Source organism: Fibrobacter sp. UWH5 (assembly GCF_900142505.1).
Lineage (GTDB): Bacteria > Fibrobacterota > Fibrobacteria > Fibrobacterales > Fibrobacteraceae > Fibrobacter.
The window spans coordinates 215,024-241,295 of sequence record NZ_FRBB01000002.1 but is presented as its reverse complement, the minus strand read 5'-3'; the positions used below and the strand labels follow the sequence as shown (position 1 = coordinate 241,295).

General features: G+C 51.2%; 12 protein-coding genes. 4 read left to right on the top strand and 8 right to left on the bottom strand.

What is annotated here, in order from left to right; translation table 11 throughout:
• The first annotated feature begins 78 nt into the window (after positions 1-78).
• Complete coding sequence (gene nrdR / locus BUB38_RS03780; protein ID WP_073157245.1) at positions 79-522, top strand: transcriptional regulator NrdR; 444 nt, start codon at positions 79-81, stop codon at positions 520-522.
• Between the two features lie 32 nt (positions 523-554).
• Positions 555-1,508 carry a class I SAM-dependent rRNA methyltransferase gene (locus BUB38_RS03775; protein ID WP_073157241.1) on the top strand — a complete coding sequence of 318 codons (954 nt, stop codon included), beginning with the start codon at positions 555-557 and terminating at the stop codon, positions 1,506-1,508.
• Here BUB38_RS03775 and BUB38_RS03770 read toward each other — a convergent pair.
• The 5 genes from BUB38_RS03770 to BUB38_RS03750 form a co-directional block, all read right to left on the bottom strand.
• Positions 1,505-3,031 (bottom strand): sigma-54 dependent transcriptional regulator, encoded by a 1,527-nt coding sequence (locus tag BUB38_RS03770; protein ID WP_073157238.1) that lies wholly within the window; start codon positions 3,029-3,031, stop codon positions 1,505-1,507. The genes BUB38_RS03775 and BUB38_RS03770 overlap by 4 nt on opposite strands.
• Positions 3,032-3,055: 24 nt before the next feature.
• Positions 3,056-3,430 (bottom strand): response regulator transcription factor, encoded by a 375-nt coding sequence (locus tag BUB38_RS03765; RefSeq protein ID WP_073157234.1) that lies wholly within the window; start codon positions 3,428-3,430, stop codon positions 3,056-3,058.
• 1 nt (position 3,431) lies between these two features.
• Positions 3,432-5,717 (bottom strand): PAS domain-containing sensor histidine kinase, encoded by a 2,286-nt coding sequence (locus tag BUB38_RS03760; protein ID WP_073235557.1) that lies wholly within the window; start codon positions 5,715-5,717, stop codon positions 3,432-3,434.
• An 85-nt stretch (positions 5,718-5,802) separates the two neighbouring features.
• The gene (locus tag BUB38_RS03755; RefSeq protein ID WP_073157228.1) at positions 5,803-11,706 is read right to left on the bottom strand and encodes a glycoside hydrolase family 9 protein; all 5,904 of its coding nucleotides are present in this window, start codon (positions 11,704-11,706) and stop codon (positions 5,803-5,805) included.
• A 94-nt stretch (positions 11,707-11,800) separates the two neighbouring features.
• Positions 11,801-18,463 carry a glycoside hydrolase family 9 protein gene (locus tag BUB38_RS03750; RefSeq protein ID WP_175547634.1) on the bottom strand — a complete coding sequence of 2,221 codons (6,663 nt, stop codon included), beginning with the start codon at positions 18,461-18,463 and terminating at the stop codon, positions 11,801-11,803.
• Between the two features lie 136 nt (positions 18,464-18,599).
• Between BUB38_RS03750 and BUB38_RS03745 the strand changes: the two genes are divergently transcribed.
• Positions 18,600-19,700 carry a hypothetical protein gene (locus BUB38_RS03745; RefSeq protein ID WP_175547633.1) on the top strand — a complete coding sequence of 367 codons (1,101 nt, stop codon included), beginning with the start codon at positions 18,600-18,602 and terminating at the stop codon, positions 19,698-19,700.
• Between the two features lie 436 nt (positions 19,701-20,136).
• On the opposite strand, the gene BUB38_RS16570 is transcribed toward BUB38_RS03745, so the two are convergent.
• Complete coding sequence (locus tag BUB38_RS16570) at positions 20,137-20,799, bottom strand: hypothetical protein (RefSeq protein WP_073157218.1); 663 nt, start codon at positions 20,797-20,799, stop codon at positions 20,137-20,139.
• A 1,238-nt stretch (positions 20,800-22,037) separates the two neighbouring features.
• Here BUB38_RS16570 and BUB38_RS03735 point away from each other — a divergent pair.
• Positions 22,038-23,672, top strand: a complete 1,635-nt coding sequence (locus BUB38_RS03735; RefSeq protein WP_073157215.1) for a FumA C-terminus/TtdB family hydratase beta subunit — start codon at positions 22,038-22,040, stop codon at positions 23,670-23,672.
• 144 nt (positions 23,673-23,816) lie between these two features.
• Here the strand turns inward: BUB38_RS03735 and BUB38_RS03730 are convergent, their stop codons facing one another.
• Positions 23,817-24,368: a pseudouridine synthase gene (locus BUB38_RS03730; protein WP_073157212.1), complete on the bottom strand. Its 552-nt coding sequence runs from the start codon at positions 24,366-24,368 to the stop codon at positions 23,817-23,819.
• 84 nt (positions 24,369-24,452) lie between these two features.
• The gene (locus BUB38_RS03725) at positions 24,453-26,234 is read right to left on the bottom strand and encodes a pectate lyase family protein (RefSeq protein WP_073157209.1); all 1,782 of its coding nucleotides are present in this window, start codon (positions 26,232-26,234) and stop codon (positions 24,453-24,455) included.
• Positions 26,235-26,272: the final 38 nt, after the last annotated feature.

Below are 26,272 nucleotides of genomic sequence, written 5' to 3'. Positions count from 1 at the left end.
AAGTGTGAAATCTCTGTTTTATCTTCGGAACCTCACTCCTCTAGGGCCATAGGCCCGACCTCATACCTCAATACCAATATGATTTGCCCGTTTTGCAAGAAAGATAACGACAAGGTCGTTGATAGCCGCGCTATCGGTTCCTACATCAGGCGCCGTCGCGAGTGCGTGGAATGCGGTCGCCGCTTCTCCACTCGTGAGTACGTGGAACTTCAGCCCTTGACTGTTATCAAACGCAACGGGGAACATGAACCGTTCCAGCGCGAAAAACTTCTTCGCGGAGTCATCAACTCCTGCAAGAAACGTCCTGTCTCCGTTTCTGATATGGAACAGCTGGCGATCAACGTTGAAAACGCCTTGACCGTTACCGAAAATTTCGAAGTGACTTACGATCAGATCGGTAACCTGGTCATGCAGGAACTGAAGAAACTGGATGCGGTCGCCTATGTGCGATTTGCGTCCATCTATCGCGAATTCAAGGAAGTTGACGAATTCGTCAATCAGATCAAAACTATGGATAAGTAAGGAGACCCTGTGGGCTCCTTTTTATTTGTTCTATGGCCGACTTCAAGAATCTTCTGCTGCAAGCCCACGAAAAACGTTCGCCTCTCTTTGATGTGACGGATGCCTATCGTGTTGTCAATGGGGCAGCAGATGGCTTTCCCGGCTTGACTCTGGATAAGTTTGGCGACCGTTTTCAGATTCAGTTTTTTGGACCTGAACTGTTGAGTCAGAAAAAGGCCGTTGCCACGGCCATAGCAGACGTTTTTAATCCCGTATGCCTTGTGGTTAAGGAACGCCTTTCTCGGGCTGGAAAATCCCTCGAAAACGCCCCTATGGAGGTCCTAGTTGGTTCTCCTGCTGATTCCGTGGGAATTGTTCACGAAGGACCTGCCCAATTCAACATCGACCTGCTGGATACGGTGAATCCGGGACTCTTCCTGGATATGCGTTCTGTGCGCTTGGAAATAGGTAAACGCTGTGCTGGCAGGCGTTTTTTGAACCTGTTCAGCTATACCTGTTCTTTCTCTGTTCATGCACGCCTCGGCGGTGCTGAAATCGCTACCAATGCCGACATTAGCGGAAAGATTCTGGACAAGGGCCGCGAGAACTTTAAGCTGAATGGACTGGATTTGCGCCCGGGAGAATTCTTCCGTGGTAACGCAATCGAGTACGTTCACTGGGCTCAGAAGAAAGGCCTCAAGTTCGACGGCATCGTTCTGGATCCGCCCAGCTTTGCCCGATTCAAGGGTGCGAACTTTAACGTCAGGGAACACTTGATGCCGCTGGTTGCAGACTGTGCGACCATCCTGAACAAGGGTGGCTTTTTCATGGTCAGTTCCAACTACAGCGAATTCAATTTGAACGCCTTTGCCCGCGATGTCCGGGATGCGGTGGCTTCTGTACATGGAAACGCACAGACCGCCTGGAAACGTTCCCAGGACATTGATTTTAATGGAAGCGGTAACACCAAGGATAGCTGCCTGGTGGCAACTCTCGTTGAAGTCTAATCTTCCCCGTTCATTTCAATCTTGAGGTCTTTAAGCTTGCGCCATAGGGTGGCGCGGCTGATGCCTAGTTTGCTGCAGACCAGGGTCTTGTTGTTCTTGCAGACGCTGAGGGCACGAAGGATATATCGACGTTCCATTTCCTCGAGGGTAATCAGGTCGTCGTTTTCTTCGACGGGTGCTGCTGCGGGGGCGGCGACAGTCGGCGTTGCGGGGCTGCTTTCGTGGGCGATGGCAATGGGGCTGATCGGGGCGTTGAAAACAACCGTTCCGTAATCGATAGATTCCGTGGCGGCATTCTGCTCAGCAGATTCTTCAGTCTCGCTGTCTGCTTCCCGCTTGATATGGGGAATAGCAACGGTAGCCTCTCGGGAAACGTTCTGGACGTTTTCGGGGAGGTCTTCGAAACGGATGATGCCCCCCTCGGATAGCACGATGGCGTGTTCCAGAATATTTTCCAGTTCACGGATGTTGCCGGGGTAGGGGTATTTGGTCAGGGCATACAAGGCCGCCGGTTCCACATCTACAATATCCTTGCCCTGACTTTCCTTGTTCTTTAGAATAAAGTATTTAATCAGGTTGGGAAGCGCAGCCTTTCGTTCGCGAAGGGGCGGCAATTGCAGATGGAACGTGTTCAGTCGGTAGTACAGGTCTTCGCGGAAATTTCCGCTGACCATGCGGTCTTGCAGGTTCCTGTTGGTGGCGGCGATAATGCGAACGTCCAGGTAGCGGGCTTCGGTTTCGCCTACCCTGCGAATTTCATGACTCTGCAAGAATCGCAGCAACTTGACTTGGGTCGCAGGAGAAAGTTCGCCCACTTCATCAAGGAAGAGCGTGCCTCCGTTGGCGGATTCGAACAAGCCCTTCTTGTCGGTGGTAGAGCCGGTGTAGGCTCCCTTCTTGCTACCGAACAATTCACTTTCCACAAGGTTCTCGGGAATGGCTCCGCAGTTTACGGCTACGAAGGGCTCGTTGGCTCGCTTGCTGTAGCGGTGTACCACGTTGGCCAGGAATTCCTTGCCGGAACCGGATTCGCCGGTGATGAGGACTGTGCTGTTGGTAGGGGCGATCTTGTAGACCGTCTTCAGAATCTTTCGCATTTCGGGAGTGTTTCCCAAAAGGCTGTCCAGCACCTGAGACTCCATGAGCTGGTTGTTGGACTTGTTCTGAAGCTGAGCCTGGATTTTCTGTGCGGTGCTTTCCAGTAGCGAAAGCGTTACGGGTTTCTTTAAGAAACTGTTGGCTCCGCGGGTGATGGCGCTGGCTGCTCCCTGCCAGTTGCGGTCATCGCACAGTACAAAAATTTCAATTCCCGGGTGGCGTTCCTTGAGGTAGCTCACCATATCCATATTGTCTTGCATCAAGAAAGGAACCTCGATAAACGCAAGGTCTATCGAACCTTCTTTTGCAATAGGCATGAGTTCGCTCTCGGTACTGCAAGTACGCAGGTTGGTGCCTGCTACAGACCAGGAACGCTGGATGTCGCTGATAAATTTCTGATCAAAGTCAGCGATCAGGATGTTCATGGACTACTGAACCTAAACAACCGATTAGGCGTGAGCCTTGATGATTTCTTCTACCTTGGCGCGGAGAGCCTGCAGGTCCACCGGCTTGTTGAAGGTAGCGGCAACATCGAAGTGCTGTGCGGTAATCAGATAGTCGTCGGCTGCAGTTCTGCCACCACCGCTAACGGCGATGGTACGGTCGCTCATGTTCAGGCGACGGAGGTCCAGGATGACTTCGTAACCGTCAACATCCGGCATGATGATGTCGGTGATGATCACGTCATAAGTCTTGTTCTGGTAAAGGGCCTTGGCGTCCTTACCGTTAGAGGCTGTTTCGACGGAATAGCCCTTGATTTCAAGAGCGGATTTCAACATCAGGTTGAACTGTTCGTCGTCATCGATAACCAAAATAGTGGACATATTAGTCCTCCTTCTTCGTTTCAGTTTCACTTTCTATATACAAAGGCCAATATAGATTAAAAGTTGTGCCCTTACCTAAGGTTGTATGCACAGTGAAGTACGCATTTCCCTCTTTTAGCAGTCTTAGGGCCGAAGAAAGGCCCAATCCCAGGCCTTCGCCCGGTGCCTTGGTGGTAAAGAAGGGGGCGAATATGCGTTCCAGGGTTCCCGAATCCATGCCGCTGCCGGTATCCGAAATGTCCATCTGGGCGTATTGTCCTGCCGGTACGGGGGGCGCATAGGGGGTAATCAGTTCCTTTTCCAGAATTGCCTGGTGGAGGGTGAATGTCAGGGTGCCTCCGGTCTTCTTCATGGCGAAAATAGCGTTGTTGGCCATGTTGCTTATGATGCGGTCCAAAGAGGCGACGATGCCCTTGATTTTTAGGCTGTGGTCCAGTTCTCGGCTGTTCAGCGTAATGTTGGGCGGAAGAGTCAGCGAAACCTTCTTAACCACATCTTCGATAATCATGTAGGGAGAGAACACCATGGCCGGCGTTGCAGCGCTGGCGTTTCCGCGGATGGCGTTCAACAGTTCTTCTAGGGATGTCTTGCCTCGCTGGGCGGCCTTCAGGGCTTCGGCGATGAACATGCTGGCTTGGTGTCCTTCGGGAAGCATTTCCTGGGCAAGTTGGCAGAACCCAATCTGGGAACCGAGAATGTTGTTGTAGTCATGGGCGAATGCACCGCACATAGTACCCAATTCTTCGAGGCGGGAATGGATGAACTTCTGTTCGCGGAGCATGTTACGTTCCTGTTCCAGTCTGCGCTGTTCCGTCATGTCCACCTTGATACACAGGGTCTTGTAGGGGGCCTTGCCCTGGATAATAGGAATGTACATGTTGTCGAAGAATCCGTAGGATTCCCCATTCTTGGCCAGCGCGTTGGCTTCGTCCTGGGTAATCTCCTTGCCGTCCTTATCTTCGATGGAGGGGTGTACGCGGACTTCGCCCAGTTCTCTTGCATCCCGTTCAAAACTGGTAATGTCCTGAGCGTCATCGCTGGCGCCTTCGCGGGCACCGTTCTTTTCTAGATCCAGCTGATTCTGTTTCTGGTAGACACCCAGTTCGTTCTTGTACCACACTCTAAAGGGGAGCGCGTTAATCAAGGTGTTCAGGACGTTTTCCTTTTCGGCCTTGATGCTGGCTTCTCTATTTAGACGGTCCTGGTAACGGACGAGGTCGTGAGTGTATTCCACATACTGGTCGTTCAACGTCTTCAAATTTTGCTGTAGGAGCAAGGTCTTTGACTGGTCTACAAAAAAGGCGATGTTCAGCACGGTGGTCAAGGTCTGACTGTTCTTGAAGAAATGAATCTTGAAAGAGTGCGTCTCGCCGTTGATGGTAATGCGAATGTCGTTGTAGACCGTTTCCTTGAAGAATTCCAGACTGGGCGGGAAGATACTCTTGATGGAACGACCTTTCATGTTGGTCGTGGAAATTCCTAACAACTTAGCGGCGCCCTGGTTGGCATGCTCGATTTGTCCGTTGTCATCGAAATAGATGATGCCTTCTTCCATCTTGCTGATCAGCTTGTTAACTAACCAGTAGGAACTTTTATTTTTATAAGATACCGAGGTGTAGTATTGACCGCAAAGAAGAGTGAGGAATACCGCCATGAACTGGTTCCAGATCATGAGCTGCGTTGTGCCCGGTATGAATTTTTCGGGGCCGGTATAGACTCCCTTCAGCAAGGGAATGATGATGTCGAAACAGAAGGCCAGAGCCGCAATGATAGCGAAGGACACACCCATGTAAGAACTGGTCTTGGCCGCCACGACGTTGATGGAGCTGAGTCCGTTTCGTCCCAGTTGATAAATGACGGCTATGTAGCTGGGCAACAGGAAGACCATGTATATAAGAACGAATGCAATGAAAATTGGACGTTCCTTAAACGGCTGGATTTCCCAAAAAGTCAAACTGGTCAAAGCTTCGGGAGCAATCGCTAGCAATAGAGTTAATGCTAGGATGATAATAGTTCCGATGGTGTTGGATAGGGTGCGGAATTTTTCGTGCTTCTTGAACGATACCTGTTCTCCAATATGGTAGCATTCATTACCGACTCTAATCCAGGCGAGAGCCTGGATCCCGAATACAATCTGGCGCCCGATATGAGCCGATGAACCGGGTTCCATGATTCCGCTAAAAAAGAGAATGCCGATGATACTACACAGGTTCCAGACGATGTTAATCAAGATTAGACGACGGAGCGGCTTCGGTATCAGCTGAACCGTCATCTTGTTTCCGAGCATTGTCGGAAAATAGCAGGATAGCACAAGTGCTATTGCCGATAGAATTAACAAGTATGGGGAATCTGAGTAGATAATCTCGGACATTTTATTTTGCTCGTTTTACACCAAACTTTTCGGTTTTGTCGTAGGAATCCTTGTAATTGAATCTGCTGATTGTCTTACTATCCTTAGACAGGTTCGGTGTGAAAATGTAGTCTATCTGAGCCTTGAATATGTAGGCACCTGTTCCCACAGAGCGTCCATTTTCAGACTGAAGGCCTGTTACTGCCATATTGGGCCATTCCAGGTAGAGTTTTATCTTGCCGGCAGTTGACAGATGCTTGTCGGGAGTCAAGACGTACCGAACCAGGGAACGGTTAACATAGCTGCCCAGGTTGGAGTAGATAGGCATGTTAAGTTTGAATGTGAGTGCGTCCCATGCTGCAGATTCCGAAGTGGAGGCTCCACGGGGGACTTCCATCTCGATTTCCCAGATGGCTCCACGGAGAAGATCGGGACTGATTCCTGTTTGAACGATTTGACCGTTCTCTATAAGGTCTATTTTTTTTGTATTTACGTCAAGTGCATAGAATCTTATACCGGACTTTCCGGGAAGGCTCAAGTCGGTAGCAAGGGGTCTTGTCACCTGTTCGCGGAGGTGAATGTCAAACTTGATGGTCGGATTACCAGAACCAGAAATAGGAATCCAGGGGTTGTTCAGCGAGGGGGTGTTTCCGTTCTGGTCCACCAGGGCGCTGAATTCCTTGGGCTGCATACGGAGCAGACTTCCGTCGTTAATGGTAATCTTGTCATTCTGCAGGTAGATTCCCTGTATATGAGAGTTTCCGCCGAGCAGCGCGCAAGACTGAATCGTGTTTTGATAGATTGCCGAATCCGTGTCACCATTTTTCTGACGGTAGAAAATTTGATTTATGTCGTGGATATTTACCGGTTCACTAATTTCGATGTCCAGCAGGTCAAACTTGTCTGTCCTTGTGAGGTATGCGGACACGAACACGGGACCGACAGAATCCTTTGCGAGAATTTCGTTTGATTCGTAGGATGCGTCTGAACCGAGGTGCTGTGCAACCTTACCTGCATTGTTCATCCCGATGGTTCCTCCATCATAAGGACCACTTGTGTTACCGTAGCTGAAGGGAATAGGGAGATTCAGGCTTGCGTAGAGACTGTCCGGAGTGAAGGTCAGGGAGGTGCCTGCAACCCACAGAGTTTCCGGCTTTGCCTTGCCGAAGATAATGGATATCTGGTCAGGAATGTGTTTTCTGTCCATGGCTCGGGAGTATTGCAGGTCGATATGTTCTGCAGAGCCGTCTTCGTCTGCGTCGGAAATCACTGCATACTGCAGCGGGATTGGCAGTAACTTCAGAGTTATGGGGAGGATGGGCTGTCCGCAGACTTCAGATACCTTGTTGCCGCTCTTGTCGGTAATGGAACTGGTGGTCAACAGCTGGCCGAACATGCCTTCTGTTACGGCGGAACTGCCATCAGCGTTGAAGGCAATTTCGAATTCCCAAACGTTCAAGGAGTCGTTGTAAAGCTGAGAGAACAAGACGGTGGGGGCCTCTGCCTTAGTCGACTTATCCGTTGCGAAAAGCTGGATGGGCCAGATTTCGCCGGGGGCCGAAATCGGTTCGCTGAACTTCATGTACACCTTATCCGTTTTCGCGGTGTCCATACGTTCCAGAACGGAGATTGACAGCAAAGTGGGTGCGATACCGTCTAGGTATTGAGCTTCCTCGTTCTTGATTTCTCCCTTATAGTTAGAGAGGAGGGCTATGTATCCGAAGGGATTCGTGTTCGTTGTGGTGTCGCTGATATTGAGAGCGAGGACAATGTCCTTTCCGGATTGGCTGACGATATTGGTTGTTGTAAGGGTATCGGACTTATAAAGGTATCTGACCTCGATGAAGGAGGCACTGTCGTCGTAAGCCTTTGACAGGGTGATGTTCAATGCGTCTGGCTTGTTGTCGCAATCGGTGTCTACCATCTTGGCCACTTCGATAATGGGCCAGGGCGGCAGATCCTGAATGAATAGTTCCGCAGAGGCTGGCTGGTACTCAATCTTGGAGCCGCCACTGCTGCGGGCATACATTATGGTCGTGTCTGCAATGCTGGAGGCGACATAGAATGTGGCTTCTCCATTAATCAGGGTGATGCTGGTAATAGAGATTGTGGCATCATAGGTGGCATAGAACTGAACCGTATTGTTGTCTGTAGTCAGTTCCAGCGTAATGCTAACCGTATCCATAAGGGCCATTGTACTGTCTAGCAGGGATACGTGAACTTCGGCCTTGTGGGCTCCATTTTCGCCCTTGTAGGTAACATACTGCTTCTTGTCAAAAACAAGATAGCGCTGTTCCGGCGGGGTTGTAATGGTGTCGACTTCTACGTTGGTCCTATAGATGGCGCAGGCGCAGTCATACTGATTCTGGGAACTCTTATTGGCGCCATGGTTGTGCCAGCTGACCCATTCTACGTAGTTGTTACCGTAACCTAGAATGGAATCCTTCTTGAAGATGAAGGAGTCGGTACGCGGAGAGGCGTCGTATACGAAGTCCTGGGAGACTCCATTCATCTCCAGGTCATCCAGGAAGCCTGTGGGGCTTACAGTGCTGGATCCCACATAGGAGATTGCGGAGTCAACTGTTTCAACAGAATAATGGGGGCTGATAAAGGGCGAGGTGAAATTCAGGGCTACGGTGCGGTTGACCTGGGGACCATTTTCCGGAGTGTAGTCGGGGCCATAGCCGTAGATATGCTTGCCGTGATAGTAAACAACGATGTAGGGGTCTTCCACGTAGGAAATAACCTTGTTGCCGTTGGCATCGGTTTCCACCGCTTCAGTTTCCTGGGCGGTGAAGTAGGGAGCCTGTGTAAGGTCTACGCCTGCGAAATAGGCCGGGTCGCTGCTTGCTGTATGGGGAATGAGGGACCAGCCGCCATCAAAGTCCTTGAAGGTGGCTCCGCCATCCATAAACTTGACCTGGAAAATCATCTGGCCCGAAACGCTCAAGGTATCCTTGATGGTAATGGGCAGGTAGTACTCGCCATTTGTAGGAGTGGGGTTTCCGAAAGAAATCTCCTTGATCGATTTCATGGTTCCATTGCCATTCCAGTTCTGGGTAAGGGGAGTCCAGGTGATTACCTGGAAATTTGACGACTTACCCAGATAGAGTCTGACTTCAAAATCATGGAAGCTGATGGAATCGTTGTTGGATATAGAAATGAAGAATTCATGGCAGTCTTGCCAGTTGGTGCATTCTGCCTGGTAGGAACTGGGCTTGATATATATTTCCAGGTCGGCGTAGGTGGCGTAGGAATCCGTTGTGAAACTGTAACCTGTGCCGCCGTTGTTATCGGTGGTGATGCCTGAAGAAACGGTAAAGTAGTATGTCGTGCCCGGCTGTAAATCGGTAAGTTTTGCTTCGTGGAACAGAACAGCTCCGCCTTCTGCATTTTGAGCTTCGTTCAGGGCGCTCATGGAGGTGCCGTAATTGACAACGCCATTCATGCGGTCAGAAGACCACCAGTAAATCTTTGCGCTCCTATTGTCGACCTGGCAGATGGTTACGCCGCTGATCGTTGTGGCGGCCTTGGTCATGGTAAACTGGTACCACTGTCCATGATTGTCATCGGTGGTCATATTGCGCTTGGTGTCCATACCTTCCAGGAAGAAGTAGTAGGTTTCACCCAAGGTCAGACCTTCCAAGGTAATGGCGCCGCCCTTGGTTGCCTTTGATTGCTGCACGGACTTGGCGGTAGAAAGATCGGGGGAGGTGTTGTAGAATACGGTTACCAGGGCGACTTCGTTTGCGTCCCAGCTAATAATGGCTTCTGTGTCAGAAATCGGAGTGCCTGCAATGTTGCTGAACAGCGGACCTTCTGCATCGATGGGCAAGGTTTGTGCCAAACTCTGAGCCGGGAAGAGAAGCTGTGCAGAGAAGTCAATGCAAGTTTCTGTAGAGGTGAATTTGCTCCAGTCTTCAATCAATGTCTTTGTGGGTTCACGTCCTCCCATGAGGGCGCCGATGGGGCACTTGTACTTGTAGGGCATTGCGCCTGCATTATATCCATCGGGGTTGGCGGCTCGGTTATGGGGGTGCTGTGGGTTCTTGTCGCCAGCGCCCAGTAGCAGAGAAATATCCCAAGGGTTTGCACCTAATGCATAATACATGTTGTCAAGAGAAACTCTCAGGTAGCGTTCATCCTGCATCAGTTCGTAAAGAAGGAACACAGCGACGGCCGAACCCATATTGTAACGGACAACACCCCAGTCAAAGCCTGGCCATACCAGGTTGTAGGGCGGTGTTACTTGAACCTTAGTCTCGCTTTCTCTGGGTTCTCCTGCGGATCCCGGATAGGTGACTGCGGTGGAATCGCCGCTAGTGTTTGTTTGGATCTGCTTGCGGAAAGCGGCCATGACTCGCTTTGTGAGTGCATCTCGTTCCGTTTCAGAAATGTTGTACTTGGCTGTAACTTGCGGATCGTTAAGAATCAATTTCTGGATCGAGAACAGGACATAGGCAAAAAGATTCTGATAGTCTGTTGCCCAGGAATTGTTGAAACCCGGACCTGTTCCCAGATAACCAGCTTCAAAGAAGGCTAGGTCATATACGGCATGGCTATTGACATTCAGTTCCTTGTTGTTGAACAAGTCATATTTATAGGTCGTGTCTCCGGTTGCGTACCAAAGAGAGGTGGCGGCCGCTGCCGCATCGTCTTCGCAGAGACCCATGCCGGAGTAGTAACCCTTACCATTAAACTGGATTGGATCGGTAGGATCGGTCTTGTAGAAAGTGGCCTTTCCTTTTCTAGCGCAGGCTTTTTCTAAAAATTCCCCTTCCTTTTCGCTTCCGTATTTTATGAATGTGGGCTTGACAATCTTGGAATAGATTGTCTTGGCTGCTTCCAGGAGGGAATCCGAATAATCGGGGTCGTAGACTTTATAGCCTGCGGCAACGTTGGCCAGGGCCGCTGCATAAACGCCGGCAACGTTCGTTCCGATGTCCTTGAGAACCAGTCGATCAGGACCACCTTTTGCCTGAGACTGTTTGTCCTGACGTTCGGGCAAATCCCAGAAGGCATGGTCAAAGTCACTCATGCCCACGGTATGATACATATCGCCTTTTTCAATGAGACCATCTTCCACAGAAGCGTTATAGAGCTTCATGATGTAATCGGTTCCGACTTTGGCCTCGTACAGAACGTCGGGAATGCCATCGGTAAACACCGTGTCGGCATAGGAGTTCCCGTAACGGTCTTCGGCCTTGTCCTGGTAGGTGAGGTAGACCATGGATAAAACGTATGAGGCATAGCCTACGGTTTCTGCAACCTTGAAATGGTCACCGCAATCGTGCCAGCCACCTGTCAAGTCATGGCCTACTCTGGAACCGTCCTGCAGATGGCATGCTCCATGGAAATGGGATTTCGTATTTCCGCAACGTTGAATGCCGAAGAACTTCAGAGAGTTTTCAAGAATGGCGTTGTATATAGACGGATGGATATGGAAGGTCGCTGAAGTATCATTTCCCACCACGACAAAGTATTCGCCAGGTGTGGTAGGGGATAACTTGGTGAAGTCTGCCCTATAGAGACTTTCTGTATTGGTTGTTTCCGTCGTATCGCCGAATTCATAAACGCTTTCAAGAGAATTAAAAGCTCCGTTAATCCAAATGTTTGGCTTGATGGCGTTAGAACGGATTAGGCTTAATGATCCGCTAAAGGATTCTGCCCCCGTCTTGGCGTCAACGACAGAGAACTTGGTGGCCTTTGGGTCGGCCACATAGGCGTATTTGTAATCCTGCGGTCTAAAACCACTTTGGTTCAGACGAATAGAACGTCGGCCGTAAACGTTGACTGAGTCCTGGTAGCGACGGTCATGGACCTTGTCGGTCCTGTCAAGGTTTGGAAGGTCGGCTGCAATTACACTGGATGCCGCCATGCCTAAAAACAATAAAATTCCAACTAGTTTCTTGAAACTTTTACTCATAAAAAAAACTCCTACCCGTTTCAAATAACACAAAAGAATGTGGTCTTTCTGGACCACATTCTCTCGCTATCATAAGTTTTATAACACCTGCATCTTACTGCTTGATTCGCCTAAACCCGAAGGTCTTGGTGAAGGTGTCAGAACCGCTGATGTCTTCTCTGGTGTCGCCAGCTTCCTTAACTTCCGGGAAGACCGTGCTAGAGGCATGGGTCTTGAACTTGGCGATGTAAGGACCAGTACCAATCTTCTTTCCGTCGGCACTCATGGGGTAATCTTCAGGAGCGCACCATTCCAGATAGAAGGTGATTGTGCTACCTGCAGAGATGAAATCCTTGAGGTACTTGGTGGAATCGGCATAATGGGTGTTAATGACATAGGCACCGATGTTTGTAAAGATGCTCAGGTCAAAGCCCAAACCGTATTCACGGGTGTTGCCGAAGGGCAGTGCGACTTCGATTTCGAATACAGGGCCTGCGCTCTTGTAGTTAGGAATCGGAGCGGAACCTACCTTGTTGAGTACGTTGTCGCCTGCAGCCAGGATGATGGTCTCGCCAGCCTTGTTCTTTGCGGTCAGACGGAAGTTTTCGCCCTTTGCAAAAGGTGTGCCGCCGTAGTAAACATCATAATTGTTTCTGGACTTGGTAACCGGTTCGGTAGAGACAATTGTGAACTTCACGTTGGATACAGATCCGGTGACGGGGACCCAGGGAGTTTCCTGTCCCGGGAAGTTTCCTGCCATATCTCTGAGAGTGCCGAGGCTTATGTCAGAAACCATGCGGAGGGAGTCGCCAATCCAGATGGCTGCTGCTTCCTTATGCATGTAACTCAGACGGATCGAGGAAGATCCAGAAGAAAGAATCATTGCGAGGGTCGGAGTATTCATGGGGCTGTAGAATACGCCTGCGGCACCTTCGCGGCTTCTTTCCACCACGCGGGGCTGATATACGGTGTCAATCGGTTCAGAGAAGGTCAGATTGACTTCATCCTGAGAACCTCTTTCCTCGTCACCGATGTCGAAGCCTCGCCACTGAGCAGAAAGGAGAATCGGGGCGCAGTTATCATGGAGGTCTGCAGTATTGTCGGAAATCTGGCTTTCAATGGGGCCGAGACGGGGACGCACGGTACCCTTGTATTCGTTGGTCTTGGGATCCTTGTTGGAACCGTAGGTCATATTCTTGTAGATGCCCTTCTCAACAGCCACACGGATGATGGAGTGGTAGAGAATAGAATCCTTGGTTCCCAGGGTGTCGATCTTCGGGACGAAAGTGGAATCCTGCTTGGTTTCGTAGGTAGAGCAGGTCTGCTTTGTCATTGTAGAAGTGGTATCGACCTTCAATACGGTACTGTCGGTGGGCGCGAGCGTAGAATCATTGGCAGGATAAGTGTAGTTCCAGGTAGTATCTGTTTCTACAACAATGATATCCTTGAATTCAACACAGGTCTTCTGAATGCTACCCTTGATCCAGGTACCGTTTGCGGAGTCCAGCTTTGTGTCGTAGATCGTAACGGTTCCTGCTTTGATTTCCTCCCTGGTCCAGCCGTTAACAGGCATAGTGAATGCCTGGTATACTGCCGGGTTACCCCAGTATACATCGATGGTGTCCGGGATGTCCTTGTCGCGGAGAGCCCTTACGAATTCCACGTAGATCTCATCGGGCTGTCCATCGCCAGTAACGTCAGTAATCTTTGCGTACTGAACGGGAACGGGGCGAACGGCTTCGATGATGGTCACGGGGGCGCAAGTTGCGAGCTTATTGCCAAACAGGTCTGTAATGTTGAAGGCCTGGGGAACTTCAGCCTGCTTACCTGCCTTGACTGCGAAGTTTTCGTTTCCTTCGATAACGTACTGCCAGCTCTTGCCGTTGTCATCCGTCTTTGCCGAGACAACCTTGATGGAACTCAAATCCACGGCAGTCTGGTTTTCGTATACGGAGAGAGGCCAGCTCTTGGTATCAACAATATTGACCGGTTCAGAGAATACCAGCTTCAGGGTATCCTGAGCATTCACATGATCTTCGTTTTCGAGGATAGAGACGCTGGTCAACTTGGGCTTTACGCGATCGGTGAGAGCGACTTCTGCAGAACTTGCAGTGCCCTTTTCTCGCATGTAGACAATCACCTTGCCGACGGGGTTAGCACCAACCAGGGAGTCTGCGACGGAGAATGATATTTCCTTGCCTGTAACCGTTGCTGTGGGAACTAGGGTGAATCTATCGCCTTCGGAGGAGCCTTCAGATTCCATAACCACAATCATACTATCCATGATGATGTCGGTGCCGTCAAAGGAGGCGTTGTCGAAGCTTACGGTCAATGTTGCACTTGTCAGGGCATCGCCAGTCAAAGTACAGACATTGTTCTGCACGACTGCTTCCTTCGGGGTCGGCTTGGTGGCTTCAGCGTAGAACCAGGCAGAATCGCGGTCATCTTCATCTTCTGCGTCGACGTATTTCACCATGATGGTGTCGCCGCCGTAGAACGGAATGTGGGGGAGGCCTCCTTCGCTAGCAGAGGCGTTGAGCATATCGCTGCTGAAGTAACCGAGATTTTCGTCAGTTCTCTTCAGGGTTACAATTGCGGAATCCTTTGTGCGGGAATTATGCACAGAAACGGTTACCGTTGAATTGTTGCGGTTGTCCTTGTCGCGGAGTTCGATATGGAACTTGTTGGAACCATCGATCGGAGCCGGACTAGAGACGGAATTTCCATCCTGGGCAATGAGCAACAGTGAACTCTGAGTGCGGTCACCCTTGCTGAACTGGATGTAGTAGGAACGGTTGATAAAGGCGCAACCACCGTTTTCTACGCAGTAGGAACATGACGGATCCGGGCCTGCAAATACGGTAATGTCAACCTTGTTGGTACCGATGGTCAGCTTGACCGGAATATCCAGGGCATAACGACCGGTAGAATTGTCGTAAATGGCTGCCTTGGCCAGCTGTTCGTTGGTCAGCGCGACACCGTTTACCCAGATGGAATTCACGTAACCGCTTTCGGTGATGAATGCCTGACCCTTGACATGCATGGTGCTGGTGGTAGAGTCAATCTGGATGTAGGAACCGTTAGATACGTTGAAGGGGGCGTCAAAACTCATCGTGATTTCGTAGTTGGCGCGCTTGTTAATCATTTCGTCGTAAGAGGGGCTAAAGCCAGAAATGAATTCGCCCTTGCGGTAAACTGCAATGTAGGGGTTCACAGGAGCCTGTTCAATATCGCCCTGGTCCTTTTCCCAGGAAGGAACACCTGCGTAGTCGGCACCGTCAACTTCACGAGAGTGGGCCGTCCAGGTCCAGTCCTTGGTATTGGGGATGAGGAAGCGCTTCTTGCCAGGAGTACGCAGTGTTTCGCACATGTTGTTCTGATAGATACCAGAAGAGAAGCCTACGTCAACACGCATACGAGAAGAGGACTTGATGAGAGTTCCGCCCAGCGGGATAGGAATGTACCAGTCGTATTCTCCCGTTGCCGGGTTGTAGGTGTCTTCCAGCTTGACAGGAACGGCATGACGCAAGTAATAGCGGAGAGAGTCGTCAACGTTTTCGCCTGCGGCATTTACGCAAGGTCTGTTGAAGCCTGCTTCATCGTAAGCCTGGCAGATATCGGAGTCGATCAGCAGCGGGCAAGTACCCGGCTGGTTGTTCACGCCAGGAACAGCTTCGATTTCTTCGGGCTTTGCAGTCACGTAGAGGCGCAGTTCGATATTGTCGAATTGACGGTCTTCATTATTGATAAGGTTCAGGTTCAGGAAGTCCATTCCACCGAATTCATACTGATAGACGCTGACATCAAAGTTGTAGCGGGTAACGGGGGTGGTGAACTTGAGGGGCTGACCCTTGTCGTCGTTGCAGCGGATGGAACCGTTACTTTCGACGCAGTAATAATAGGTAGTCTGTTCTTCCAGGTCGCCGAACTTGACGTAATGGAAACTGGTGGGAATGCCGGAAACGTCAGCGTTGCCGACGATGTCGCAACTTTGGGCTGCTGCACCCGGGCACATCATCTGGTCGTAGGGTTTGACTTCGGTATCCCAGTATACCTTGGATTCGTACTGACCGTTAGGAGTGTACCACATGACTTCGGCGGTATCTGCAGTCAGGTTACAGATCTTGACGTTCTGGATATCGGCATCGCCCGGAGGGCTTACGAGCGTCGTGAAGGAGAAGGGGGTGCTGGTGCTGTCTACAAGCCACTTGGTGGTGTAGGCTTCACTACGTGCGTTAATGGAAATGACCTTGAAGTAGTAAGTGGTTCCGTTCTGGAGTTCAGTCAGGTTGAATTCGTGAGTGACACTGTTGATGGTGTCCTTGACCGGAGTATTGAAAGGACCAGTTTCGTTGGTGCTGTACAGAATCATTGCGGGGCCGCGGACATCCTGGCCAACCTTGATGATTGCGCTGTTATAGCCGACGTAACGAATTTCCACATTGATTTCGGAAGGTGCGCGGTTGCGATCTTCTTCCTTGATGGCGGCAGAGGCTGCGGCAAGGAACATTGCGGTTGCGTCGATACAGGTTTCAGACTTGTAGTAGTCTTCCCAGCTCAGGGTAGACGGATCCCATTCGTTGTCGCCTTCGGGAGGAACACCGCCGAACAAGGCGCCTACAGGGGGCTTATAGGTATAACCAGCACCCGGCATGTTCTTGCCTTCGGGGTTTGCTGCACGATGATGGGGGTGGTTGTCGCTCTTGTCGCCCACGCCGATCATAAAGGAAATATCCCAGGGGTTCACACCGAAGAGGTAGTTCAGCTGGTTGATACCGAGCTGCTTCATCTTTTCGGAATTCCAGTTCTGAACGCCCTTCTGGGGAAGTCTAACTCCTTCCAGGTCCTTGGTTACGTCTGCGTATGCGAACACGTCAAAGATGTTGCCTGCCTGGTAGCGGTTGTAAATCCAGGCCATCTGAGTCTGCATCTGGTACCAGAGGTCGCTTGCAGAAACGTTCTTGGTTCCATCGCTGGGGTTCGGAATAGGAATAGAGGTGGAGCCTGTGCCGGAACGGGCTGCTACGTTGTTAGCCAACATGAAGGCGACGTTTTCTGCATACCAGAGACGTTCGTCGTGAGTGATTCCGTAATGGGTAGAAATACTGTCGTTCTTGAGGAGGAGCTTGTAGAAACCGTACAGGGCGTAGGTCTGAACGTTTGCCCAGTCGGTGTTACTGCTCTTACGCATACCGTCACGCTTGGCTGCCATCCAGCCACCGCGGAAGAAGCCTACGCCAGGTTCCTGATCGGTACCGATGGTCTTGTCTTCTACGGCATCGTTAAGGTACTTCATACCGGAATCGGGGTAGGTTCCATAATGCAGGGCTACTGCTGCGATACTGATATCGTCGATGTAGGAGTTGCTTCCGCTATAGGCGGGAGTGCCCCATTCGCCCTTTTCCTTGTTGTTGTTGAACTTCAAACCATTGCCGTAGGTCGGCTGGTCCAGAGCGAGAGCTCTTGCGAATTCATAGATAGCTACGGCTGCCATCTTACAGGAGTCGGCGAAAGCCTTGTCGTAGAAGGCGTATTCCTTACCGAGAATAGCGAGACCTGCTGCAATTTCACTAGAAACGTTGGCGCCCAGTTCACCCAGACGGACGTCACGTTCATGAGGACCTCCTCTACCCTTCAAGGTTGCGGGAAGGGCGTCCTGGTTTTCCGGTCTGCCCCACCAGCCGTGGTCAGCGCCGAAGTTACCCACAGAAACAGGCATATTGTCTACAATGCCGCCAGCTACGCGGTAAGCTCTCAGGAAGTAGTCTGCACCATGCTTGGCTTCGCGGAGAATGTCGGGAATACCGTCGGTGTTGACTGTTTCGGCGTGGTTGTAGGCGTAGTTGTCATCGTCGCGATCCGGGTTGCCGGCGGCGGTAATGGCAAGAACCATGAATGCATAAGCCTGGGTGTAAGATTCCTTAAGATGGTCACCGCAGTCGTACCAGCCACCTTGGAGGTCGCCTTCCTTGGGGGAGATGGGGGTTGCTGCTGCACCAGCGGTAATGTTGTTGACCACGGGGCCACCACCATCCTTGGTATGGCTGGGCTTGTGGAACCAGGATTCAGAGTTACCGCTTCGGTTGACGCCGTAGAACTTCAGCAAGGCGTCGCGAACCATGGAGTAAACGCGGGGGCTGATGATGAATGTTGATGAGTACTGCTTGAGGACCTTCACGCGGTAGCGGGTGTCCTGGGCGAGGCCACCGGCAAGCTGGGTCAGGTTACCGATACAGACCTTGCCTTCGGGAGCGTCGGCAGAGGATGTATAGCGGCCCTGGTTGGCTGTTGCGGCGTCGGTACCAGCCTTAATGTTCCAGGAAGAGGTCGTTGTCAGACCAGACGACATGAAGGTACCACCCTTGGCCACTTCGTTACCATCCAGGTCAACGACGGAATAGGTTTCGGTACAGTTTCCGTCAGAAACGTAGTAGAACTGCATTTCCGGATCGTCGGGCAGGTAGCCTGCCTGGTTAATACGGATACGACCGATGCGGAGGTTTTGCGCGTCGCGGAATGCCTGGTTCAGGGAGTCAGGAATCAGTCCGTTGGGAACGAAGTCCTGAGGCATGGAACCGACTGCGGGCACAGTATTGTGCTTCTTTGCGTTGGGCACGTACTTACTAAAACTCTGTACGGTACCGCCTTCATCAGTAGCGGCGGTATCCCACGTCATCGGCCAAATAGGTCGAATCAGATCGTACGGGGTCGGTTGCTCCTGTTCTACAGCGAACAACGCTGTCGCTAGCAACAATACGGGTACAACAAAAAACGGCATAAAGCCTCCTTTAGAAAAAATCCCATCAACACGGGAACAAGATAGCCTTTTTTTCGTGACTTGTTTCACCGAAAAAAAATTACAAAGACTAAAAGGTGAAAAAACGTGTTTTTTATCTATATTTACATGCATGACTGTGTTTGGCAATCTTACAAAAAACTTTTCTTTAGTGGCGGCCGGTCTTGCCTTTGGTTTGGCGGCATGTGGCGAAGATGCTACAAGTGCTAACGAACCTTCTCACGAAGCCAATGTTTACTCCAGTGCCGGAGTAGATGTTGTGACCAGCTCCAATTCCGACGCTACCCCTGATTCCGGTTCTGACGTTGGTCCGGCCTCTTCCGCTGCGCAACAGCAGGCAAGGTCCTCTTCCGCCAAGAAATCCGAAACCGCAAGCTCTGACGAAGTGCTTAACGAACCCTCTGGCGTCGTGAACGGATCCTGCTCTCCTTCTACAGACGTTATTCAAAAAGGTGAAATTGCCACTTGGTCCTTCTATCGTGAATCCGGCGATGTCTTCGATGCGATCATGTCTCCCTTCGTCTGGAAGTTCCCGGAACTGAATAAGACTGTTTCCGGTAACGGCATGAATTCCGTGAACATCACCTATACCGAATCCGGCATCTATACTGCGACCCTGAATGTCGATGGTAGCGAAGTGCAGTGCGGTTCCTTGCAGGTTCAGGGCGTGCCCATTGTGGTGAAATCCTGCTCCGCCGAAAAGGCTTCTGTCAATGCTGGCGAAACCATGAGCTGGAATGTGGTTGCTGAATCCGAATCCAAGATTACCGGCTATAGCTGGAGTTCCGATGATGGTGCTATTTCTGGATCTGGTGCCTCGGCTTCTATGACCGCAACTGGCGAAATGCATAAGAAGTCTGTTAAGGTTTCTGTGTCCGTCACCAACGAAGACAAAACCGTGCAGACCTATAGCTGTGACCCGGTTACCGTGGTTGACCCCAATCAGGTTGATGTGGTTATGGCTCACTCCATGGCAGACTCTTCCAAGGCCTTCCCGGGTGGCGAAACCATCGTTGCCCAGTATCCGCCTCAAGCTGTTAACTGTGGCCTGGTCTGCGGTGGTAGCGGAAATGGAATCCTTCTGAATATCGATGGCGAGGAATACACCATTGACTACTCTGCAAACCTTACTCCTGCTGCTTGTACCGACGGTTCTGCCGCCGGAACCAAGATCACGGTTAGCGCTTCCATGAACGTACTTTGCTACGTCACTTACTAGTATATAGGTGAAAGCGGAAAGGTAAAGCAAACCTTATGGACAAGGGCCCGGTGTTAAACCGGGCCTTTTCCGCATAAAGAAAACCGCTGTCATGCAGGAGGTTTCGTTAATGCTTCCTGACGCTCATAAAATAAACGTCATAATGAATTGGCGAAAAAAAGCACCTCCCTAGCGGATCGTGGCCCTCCTTTGTCTCATCTAGCGAGATTGGGCCAAGACGCAGGCACTAGACCAGTCTTTTTATGCGAACGGTCAAAAACGCAAAAACCTGCCTTTGGGGACAGGTTTTTAGCAGGGGAGATTTTAAGGGGGGGGGGCGTAGCCCTCCTTTGTCTTGTACCGTGAATAAGAAAAGACTCCGTGATAAGCGGAGTCATTTCTTATGAGAGTGAGCATTGACGCAGGTACTAGACCAGACGTTTTATGCGAACGGTCATTAATCCTTGCCGGTGAAGATGATGACGAGGACGGATGCAACGAATGCTGCAGAGACAATCAGGAATTCCCAGGGATTTTCCATGATGGTGGTCTTTGCAGAACCCATGGATTCGGATTCCATCTTGGCGCGTTCTTCAGCTTCAGCCTTTGCCTGAGCTTCGGCAGCCTTCTTTTCGGCTTCAGCCTTAGCGAGAGCAGCAGAATCAACCGGTGCGGGTTCTGCCTTAGTTTCGAGAACTTCAGCCTTTGCAGTGTCAGCGGCAGGAGCGGCTTCAGCAACCGGTGCGGCTTCAGCAGGAGCTGCTTCAGCGGCAGGTGCGGCAGCGGAATCAGTTGCAGCTACGGCTTCGGCAGGAGCAGCTTCAGCAGCGGGAGCGGCTTCGGCAGCAGGAGCGGCGGCAGCTTCAGCAGGAGCGGCTTCGGCGGCAGGAGCAGCTTCAGCCTTTGCCTGAGCTTCGGCAGCAGGTGCAGCAGCTTCGGCAGCGGGAGCGGCAGCTTCAGCCTTCGGTGCTTCAGCGGCAGGAGCGGCTTCAGCCTTTACTTCGGCAGCGGGAGCCGGTGCAGCGGCGGGTGCAGCAGCGGCAGCGGGTGCTGCAGCTTCAGCAGCGAATGCAATTGCAGAGGCAAACATAGTTGCCAGCATCAGATTCTTCATCTTCATAGGATTCCTCTTTATTTAAAAACTTTAACATTCCAAAAAATAACTCATATTGAGCCGTTTTGATGAGTTTTATGAAAAAAAAGATACAAAAATACCTCAAAAACGTCACCAGACCATCAAATTTTACCTTTGGAGAGCGGCCTAACCGCATTTTGATGCTGTCGGCGACTGGCGGAGGCGGTTCAGATAAAAGTGATGAGCGGTGAGTGATGAGTGATGAGTGGTGAGTGATGTGCTGAGGGGGGGGATCAGATATGAATAGCTTATAGTTTAAAGTATAAAGAATAATGCTCGCGCCTCGTACCTCGCACCTCACACCTCGTACCTCTCTGCGGCACTTCACTGTTCACTATCCACTCTATAGTTAGCGCTCCCGCTCCCAATGTCCGAACTGAATAGCTTATAGTTTAAAGTATAAAGAATAATGCTCGCACCTCGTACCTCGTACCTCTCTGCGGCACTTCACTGTTCACTATCCACTCTATAGTTAGCGCTCCCGCTCCCAATGTCCGAACTGAATAGCTTATAGTTTAAAGTATAAAGAATAATGCTTGCGCCTCGTACCTCACACCTCGTACCTCGTACCTCTCTGCGGCACTTCACTGTTCACTATCCACTCTATAGTTAGCGCTCCCGCTCCCAATGTCCAAACTGAATAGCTTATAGCTTAAAGTTCAAAGTATAAAGAATAATGCTCGCGCCTCGTACCTCGCGCCTCACACCTCGTACCTCTCTGCGGCACTTCACTGTTCACTATCCACTCTATAGTTAGCGCTCCCGCTCCCAATGTCCAAACTGAATAGCTTATAGTTTAAAGTTTAAAGTATAAAGAATAATGCTCGTACCTCGTACCTCGTACCTCGCGCCTCGTACCTCGCACCTCGTACTTCTCTGCGGCACTTCACTGTTCACTATCCATTCTATAGTTAGCGCTCCCGCTCCCAATGCCCAAACTGAATAGCTTATAGTTTAAAGTTTAAAGTATAAAGAATAATGCTCGTACCTCGTACCTCGTACCTCACACCTCACGCCTCACAGCTGTTTCTTTTCGCTTTAATCTTTCCGCTTTCCGCTAATATTATGTAATTTTTCCCATGTAACTTTAACCCTACGGGTAATTACGAGTTATGAATTATAAAGTATGAATTATGAGAGGAATAATCGCAGCTGCGCTGCCTGGTTAAATCTTGTAATTCGTAATTCGTAATTTGTAATTGCCGAATTCATGAGGCATATTTATGGCATTTAAGTACGAAGCTACCGTGCAGCACACCGGTGACACTACCGAATACGTCAACTTGGGCAAGGAAGGCGTTGACCTCGCCGAATTCGAAGGCAAGAAGATTTTGAAGGTTTCTAAGGAAGCCCTCACCAAGATCGCCCAGGCTGCTTTCGAAGAAGTCAGTTTCCGTCTCCGTCCGGCTCACACCGCCAAGGTGGCAAAGATCCTCCAGGATCCCGAGGCATCCGACAACGACAAGTTTGTTGCTCTCACCCTCCTGAAGAATGCCTGCGTTGCTGCCAAGGGCGTGCTCCCGTTCTGCCAGGATACTGGTACCGCTATCTGCGTCGCCCACAAGGGTCAGCAGGTCTGGACTGGCTGCGATGATTTCGAAGCCATCTCCGAAGGTATCTACAATGCCTATACCACCAAGAATCTCCGCTACAGCCAGATCGCTCCTCTGACTATGTACGAAGAAAAGAACACCGCTTGCAACCTGCCTGCCCAGATCGACATCCATGCCGAAGAAGGCGCAGACATGAAGTTCCTCTTCGTTGCCAAGGGCGGTGGCTCTGCCAACAAGACTTACTACTGGCCCATGACCAAGGCCCTCCTCACCCCGAAGAACCTTGAAAAGTTCATCTCCGAAAAGGTGAAGACTCTCGGTACCGCTGCTTGCCCGCCGTACCATCTGGCCATCGTTATCGGCGGTACCTCTGCCGAAATGAATACCCACACCGTTAAGCTGGCTAGCTGCGGTTACTATGATGATCTTCCGACCACCGGTTCCGAAGGCGGCCGTATGTTCCGCGACGTGGAAATGGAAGAAAAGGTTCTCCACATCTGCCAGAAGACTGGCATCGGCGCTCAGTTCGGCGGTAAGTACCTGGTCCACGACGTTCGCGTGATCCGTTGCCCCCGTCATGCTGCAAGCTGCCCGGTTTCCATCGGCGTTTCCTGCTCTGCTGACCGCAACATCAAGGCTAAGATCGACGAAAACGGTCTGTGGCTCGAAAAGATGGAACACAATCCGGAACAGTACCTGCCGAAGGGCGAAGCAAAGATCGCCGCTGCAGTGGAAATCGACCTTGATCGTCCCATGAAGGATGTCTGCGCTGAACTGACCAAGTACCCGGTTGCAACTCGCCTGAACCTGAAGGGCACCATGATCGTGGCTCGCGACATGGCTCACGCCAAGATCGCAGAAATCCTGGACAAGCAGGAAGCCGGTCAGGAACTTTCCGACATCGAAAAGAAGGTTCTGGAAGTTGTTTCCAACCACCCGATCTACTACGCCGGTCCGGCTAAGACTCCGGAAGGCATGCCCACTGGTTCCTTCGGTCCTACTACTGCAGGCCGTATGGACCCGTACGTCATGCGCTTCCAGAGCAAGGGCCACTCCATGATCATGGTGGCTAAGGGTAACCGTTCTCAGGACGTTACCGACGCTTGCCAGAAGTTCGGTGGCTTCTACCTGGGCTCCATCGGTGGTCCGGCTGCAATCCTTGCTGAACAGAACATCCTGTCCAACGACATCGTGGCCTTCCCGGAACTGGGCATGGAAGCAATCCGCAAGATCACCATTAAGGACTTCCCCGCCTTTATCTTGGTCGACGATAAGGGTAATGATTTCTTTAAGGGTCTGCTGTAATTGACGACGCGCGAAAGCGCGGTGTCACCCCGAGCGAAGTCGAGGGACCTAGCATAAAAACAACCCCGTCGGAAAAATCCGGCGGGGTGTTTTTTTAGAGTGTCATTGCGAGCCGAAGGCGTGGCAATCTTTTAGAAGGCAAACTTAAATCACTTTCTCGGTCACAACCCGCCATTCGCCGGGCTGCAAATCTGCCAGGGGAATGTTTCCGATTTTTACGCGGACCAGACGTAGGGTAGGGAAGCCCACTGCGGCGGTCATGTGACGGACTTGACGGTTTTTTCCTTCAATGAGAGTCAGCTCTACCCAGCTAGTGGGAATGTTGGCGCGGAAACGGACCGGCGGATTGCGGTCCCAGATCCAGTCTGGTGCTGGCACGATGCGGGCCTTGCAGGGCTTGGTATGATACCCCTTGATGTCTACTCCGGCGGCGAGGCGTCGCACGGCTTCTTCGGTAATTTGTCCGTCAACTTGCGCGAGATAAGTGCGAGGATGTTCGAACTTGGGGTCCAGAAGTTTCTTGATGAGCTTGCCGTTATCGGTCAGCAACAAGGCGCCTTCGCTGTCATGATCCAGGCGGCCAGCAGCGTACACTCCGGGCGGAAAGCCGAAGGTGTCCAGAGCGGGGTGACCCGACTCCGGCGTGAACTGGCTTAATACGCCAAAAGGCTTGTTGAACAGGATGACGGTAGACATTGACTCAAATATAAAAAAGCTGAACTCATAAAAGAAAAAACTCCGTTCGATTCTGAACGGAGCTTTTTTATTGGTGGAAGAATTCTAACGAATGGAGATAATGTGGTTAACGCGATTTATACGGACCATGTATCTTCCAGAATTGGGAATGTCGGTTACGATCCGTTCGCTGTTAATCATGCCGACTTTTAGTGGGCGGCCTTGCATATCGAAGATGGCGAATGACTTGCCCTTGGCGCCTTCGATGGTGACGGCGTGACCATTTGTAGTGATGGTGTGTTTGAAGTTTGTGGTGGCTGCGATGGCCTGGGTTTGACTTTCTGCGGAACTGCTAGTCGGTTCTGCATCCTGCTCGCTGCTGGAGAAATCTTTGACGGGCTCGCTGCTGGATGAATCTTCTTTGGTTACGCTGCTGGAACTTTCCGGATTCTTGTTGTTTTCGTCTTTTCCGTTTTCGTCGGTCTTGCCGCTTTCTGTTCCTGCAGTAACGGTGATTGTTCCGCTCTTCGTTGCGGTGGAGTTGCCGCCTGTGGTGGTGATGGTGTACTTGTAACTACCTGCGGCTGCGTTTGCAGAAACGGTTCCCGAAATGTAGAAGTCGGAACCCTTCAATGTTCCGCTGACGCCCTCGGGCAATCCGGTGACGGTTGCACCGGTGGCGCCTGCAATGGTGTAGTAGAATTCATCGATGGCGCTGCCGGCGGCGACGGTCTGGCTGGAGTTGCCTGTGCCGTGTTTTGTAAGGCTTGCTTCGCCAGAGACGGCTACGGAACTGCTGGAGATGTCATTGCGGGAGCTGGAAGAGTTGGTGGCGGTGGTTGAAGAACTGATTTGAACTTCGGAGGATGAACTTGCCGGAGTGACGGTTCCGCTGCTTCCTGGGTTAGGCAAGGTGGCGCCTGCATACTGTTTAATGGAATCGCGGAGGGCGTAAGCTTTGGCTTGGGTACTTACGTCCGTAAGGCCCATGGAATAGCTGGGTTTGAATGCGGTGCCGGTGCCAGCTTGCTTCTTCTTCACGTTTTCTTCATAGTTGTTGATCATTTGGGCTGCTGTGATGGTGCCGTCGCTGGTGTACAAGTCTAGAGCCTTCTGTACGTTCAAGAACACGTTGTTTTCGATGCGGATGTCGGCTTCAACAGCGGCGCGAACGCAGTAGCTGGCGTCCTTGCTATCGAACAGGTTGTTGGCTACGTGGACCTTGCCGAAGCGCACGCGAGGCATGCGTTCCACAACGCCGTCTGCCCACCAAGTGTGATGGAAGGTGACGTTGAGATGGCCTCGGTCTGAAGTTTTTGTCTTGCTGTTGCCAATGAGGTTGCTGAACTGATGGCCTGTACTCTTGTTAGTATAGCTGAACTTGGTCCAGGAAATGGTCACGTAGTCAGAAGCGTTGGTGATGTCCAGGTTGCCGTCGTGACCGTCATAAATGTCGACGTGGTCAATCCAGACGTTCTTGGATTCGTGATTCACCTGGAGGCAATCTTCGTCGTCATCGTCGTGGGCGCCGATGCCCTGGAATTTCAGGTTGCGGATAATGACGTTCTTGGATCCGCTAAGCTTCATGGCGCTGCCGGTGGTGGGTTGGGTGATGACTGCGCCCTGGTAACCGTAGATGGTTACGTTGCTACCCACGTTGATGGGGCCTGCGTAAGTACCCGGCTTTACATAGATAATCTTGTTTCCCGCCTTGGCGTAATTGGCCAATTCACTGGTGGTGCTGACGGTAACTTCGCCGTAGCCCTTGCCGCCGGTGGTGCCGCCGTTCTGGGTGGCGAAACCGGTCATAGGAAAGTCCGGAGAAGTAACTGCCGTTGCGACGGTGGCGAGGCCAAAGGCCATTGCTGTGAAAATTTTGGAATTCATACCCACATCCCTTTTTATAACACCTTGATTTTGAGACA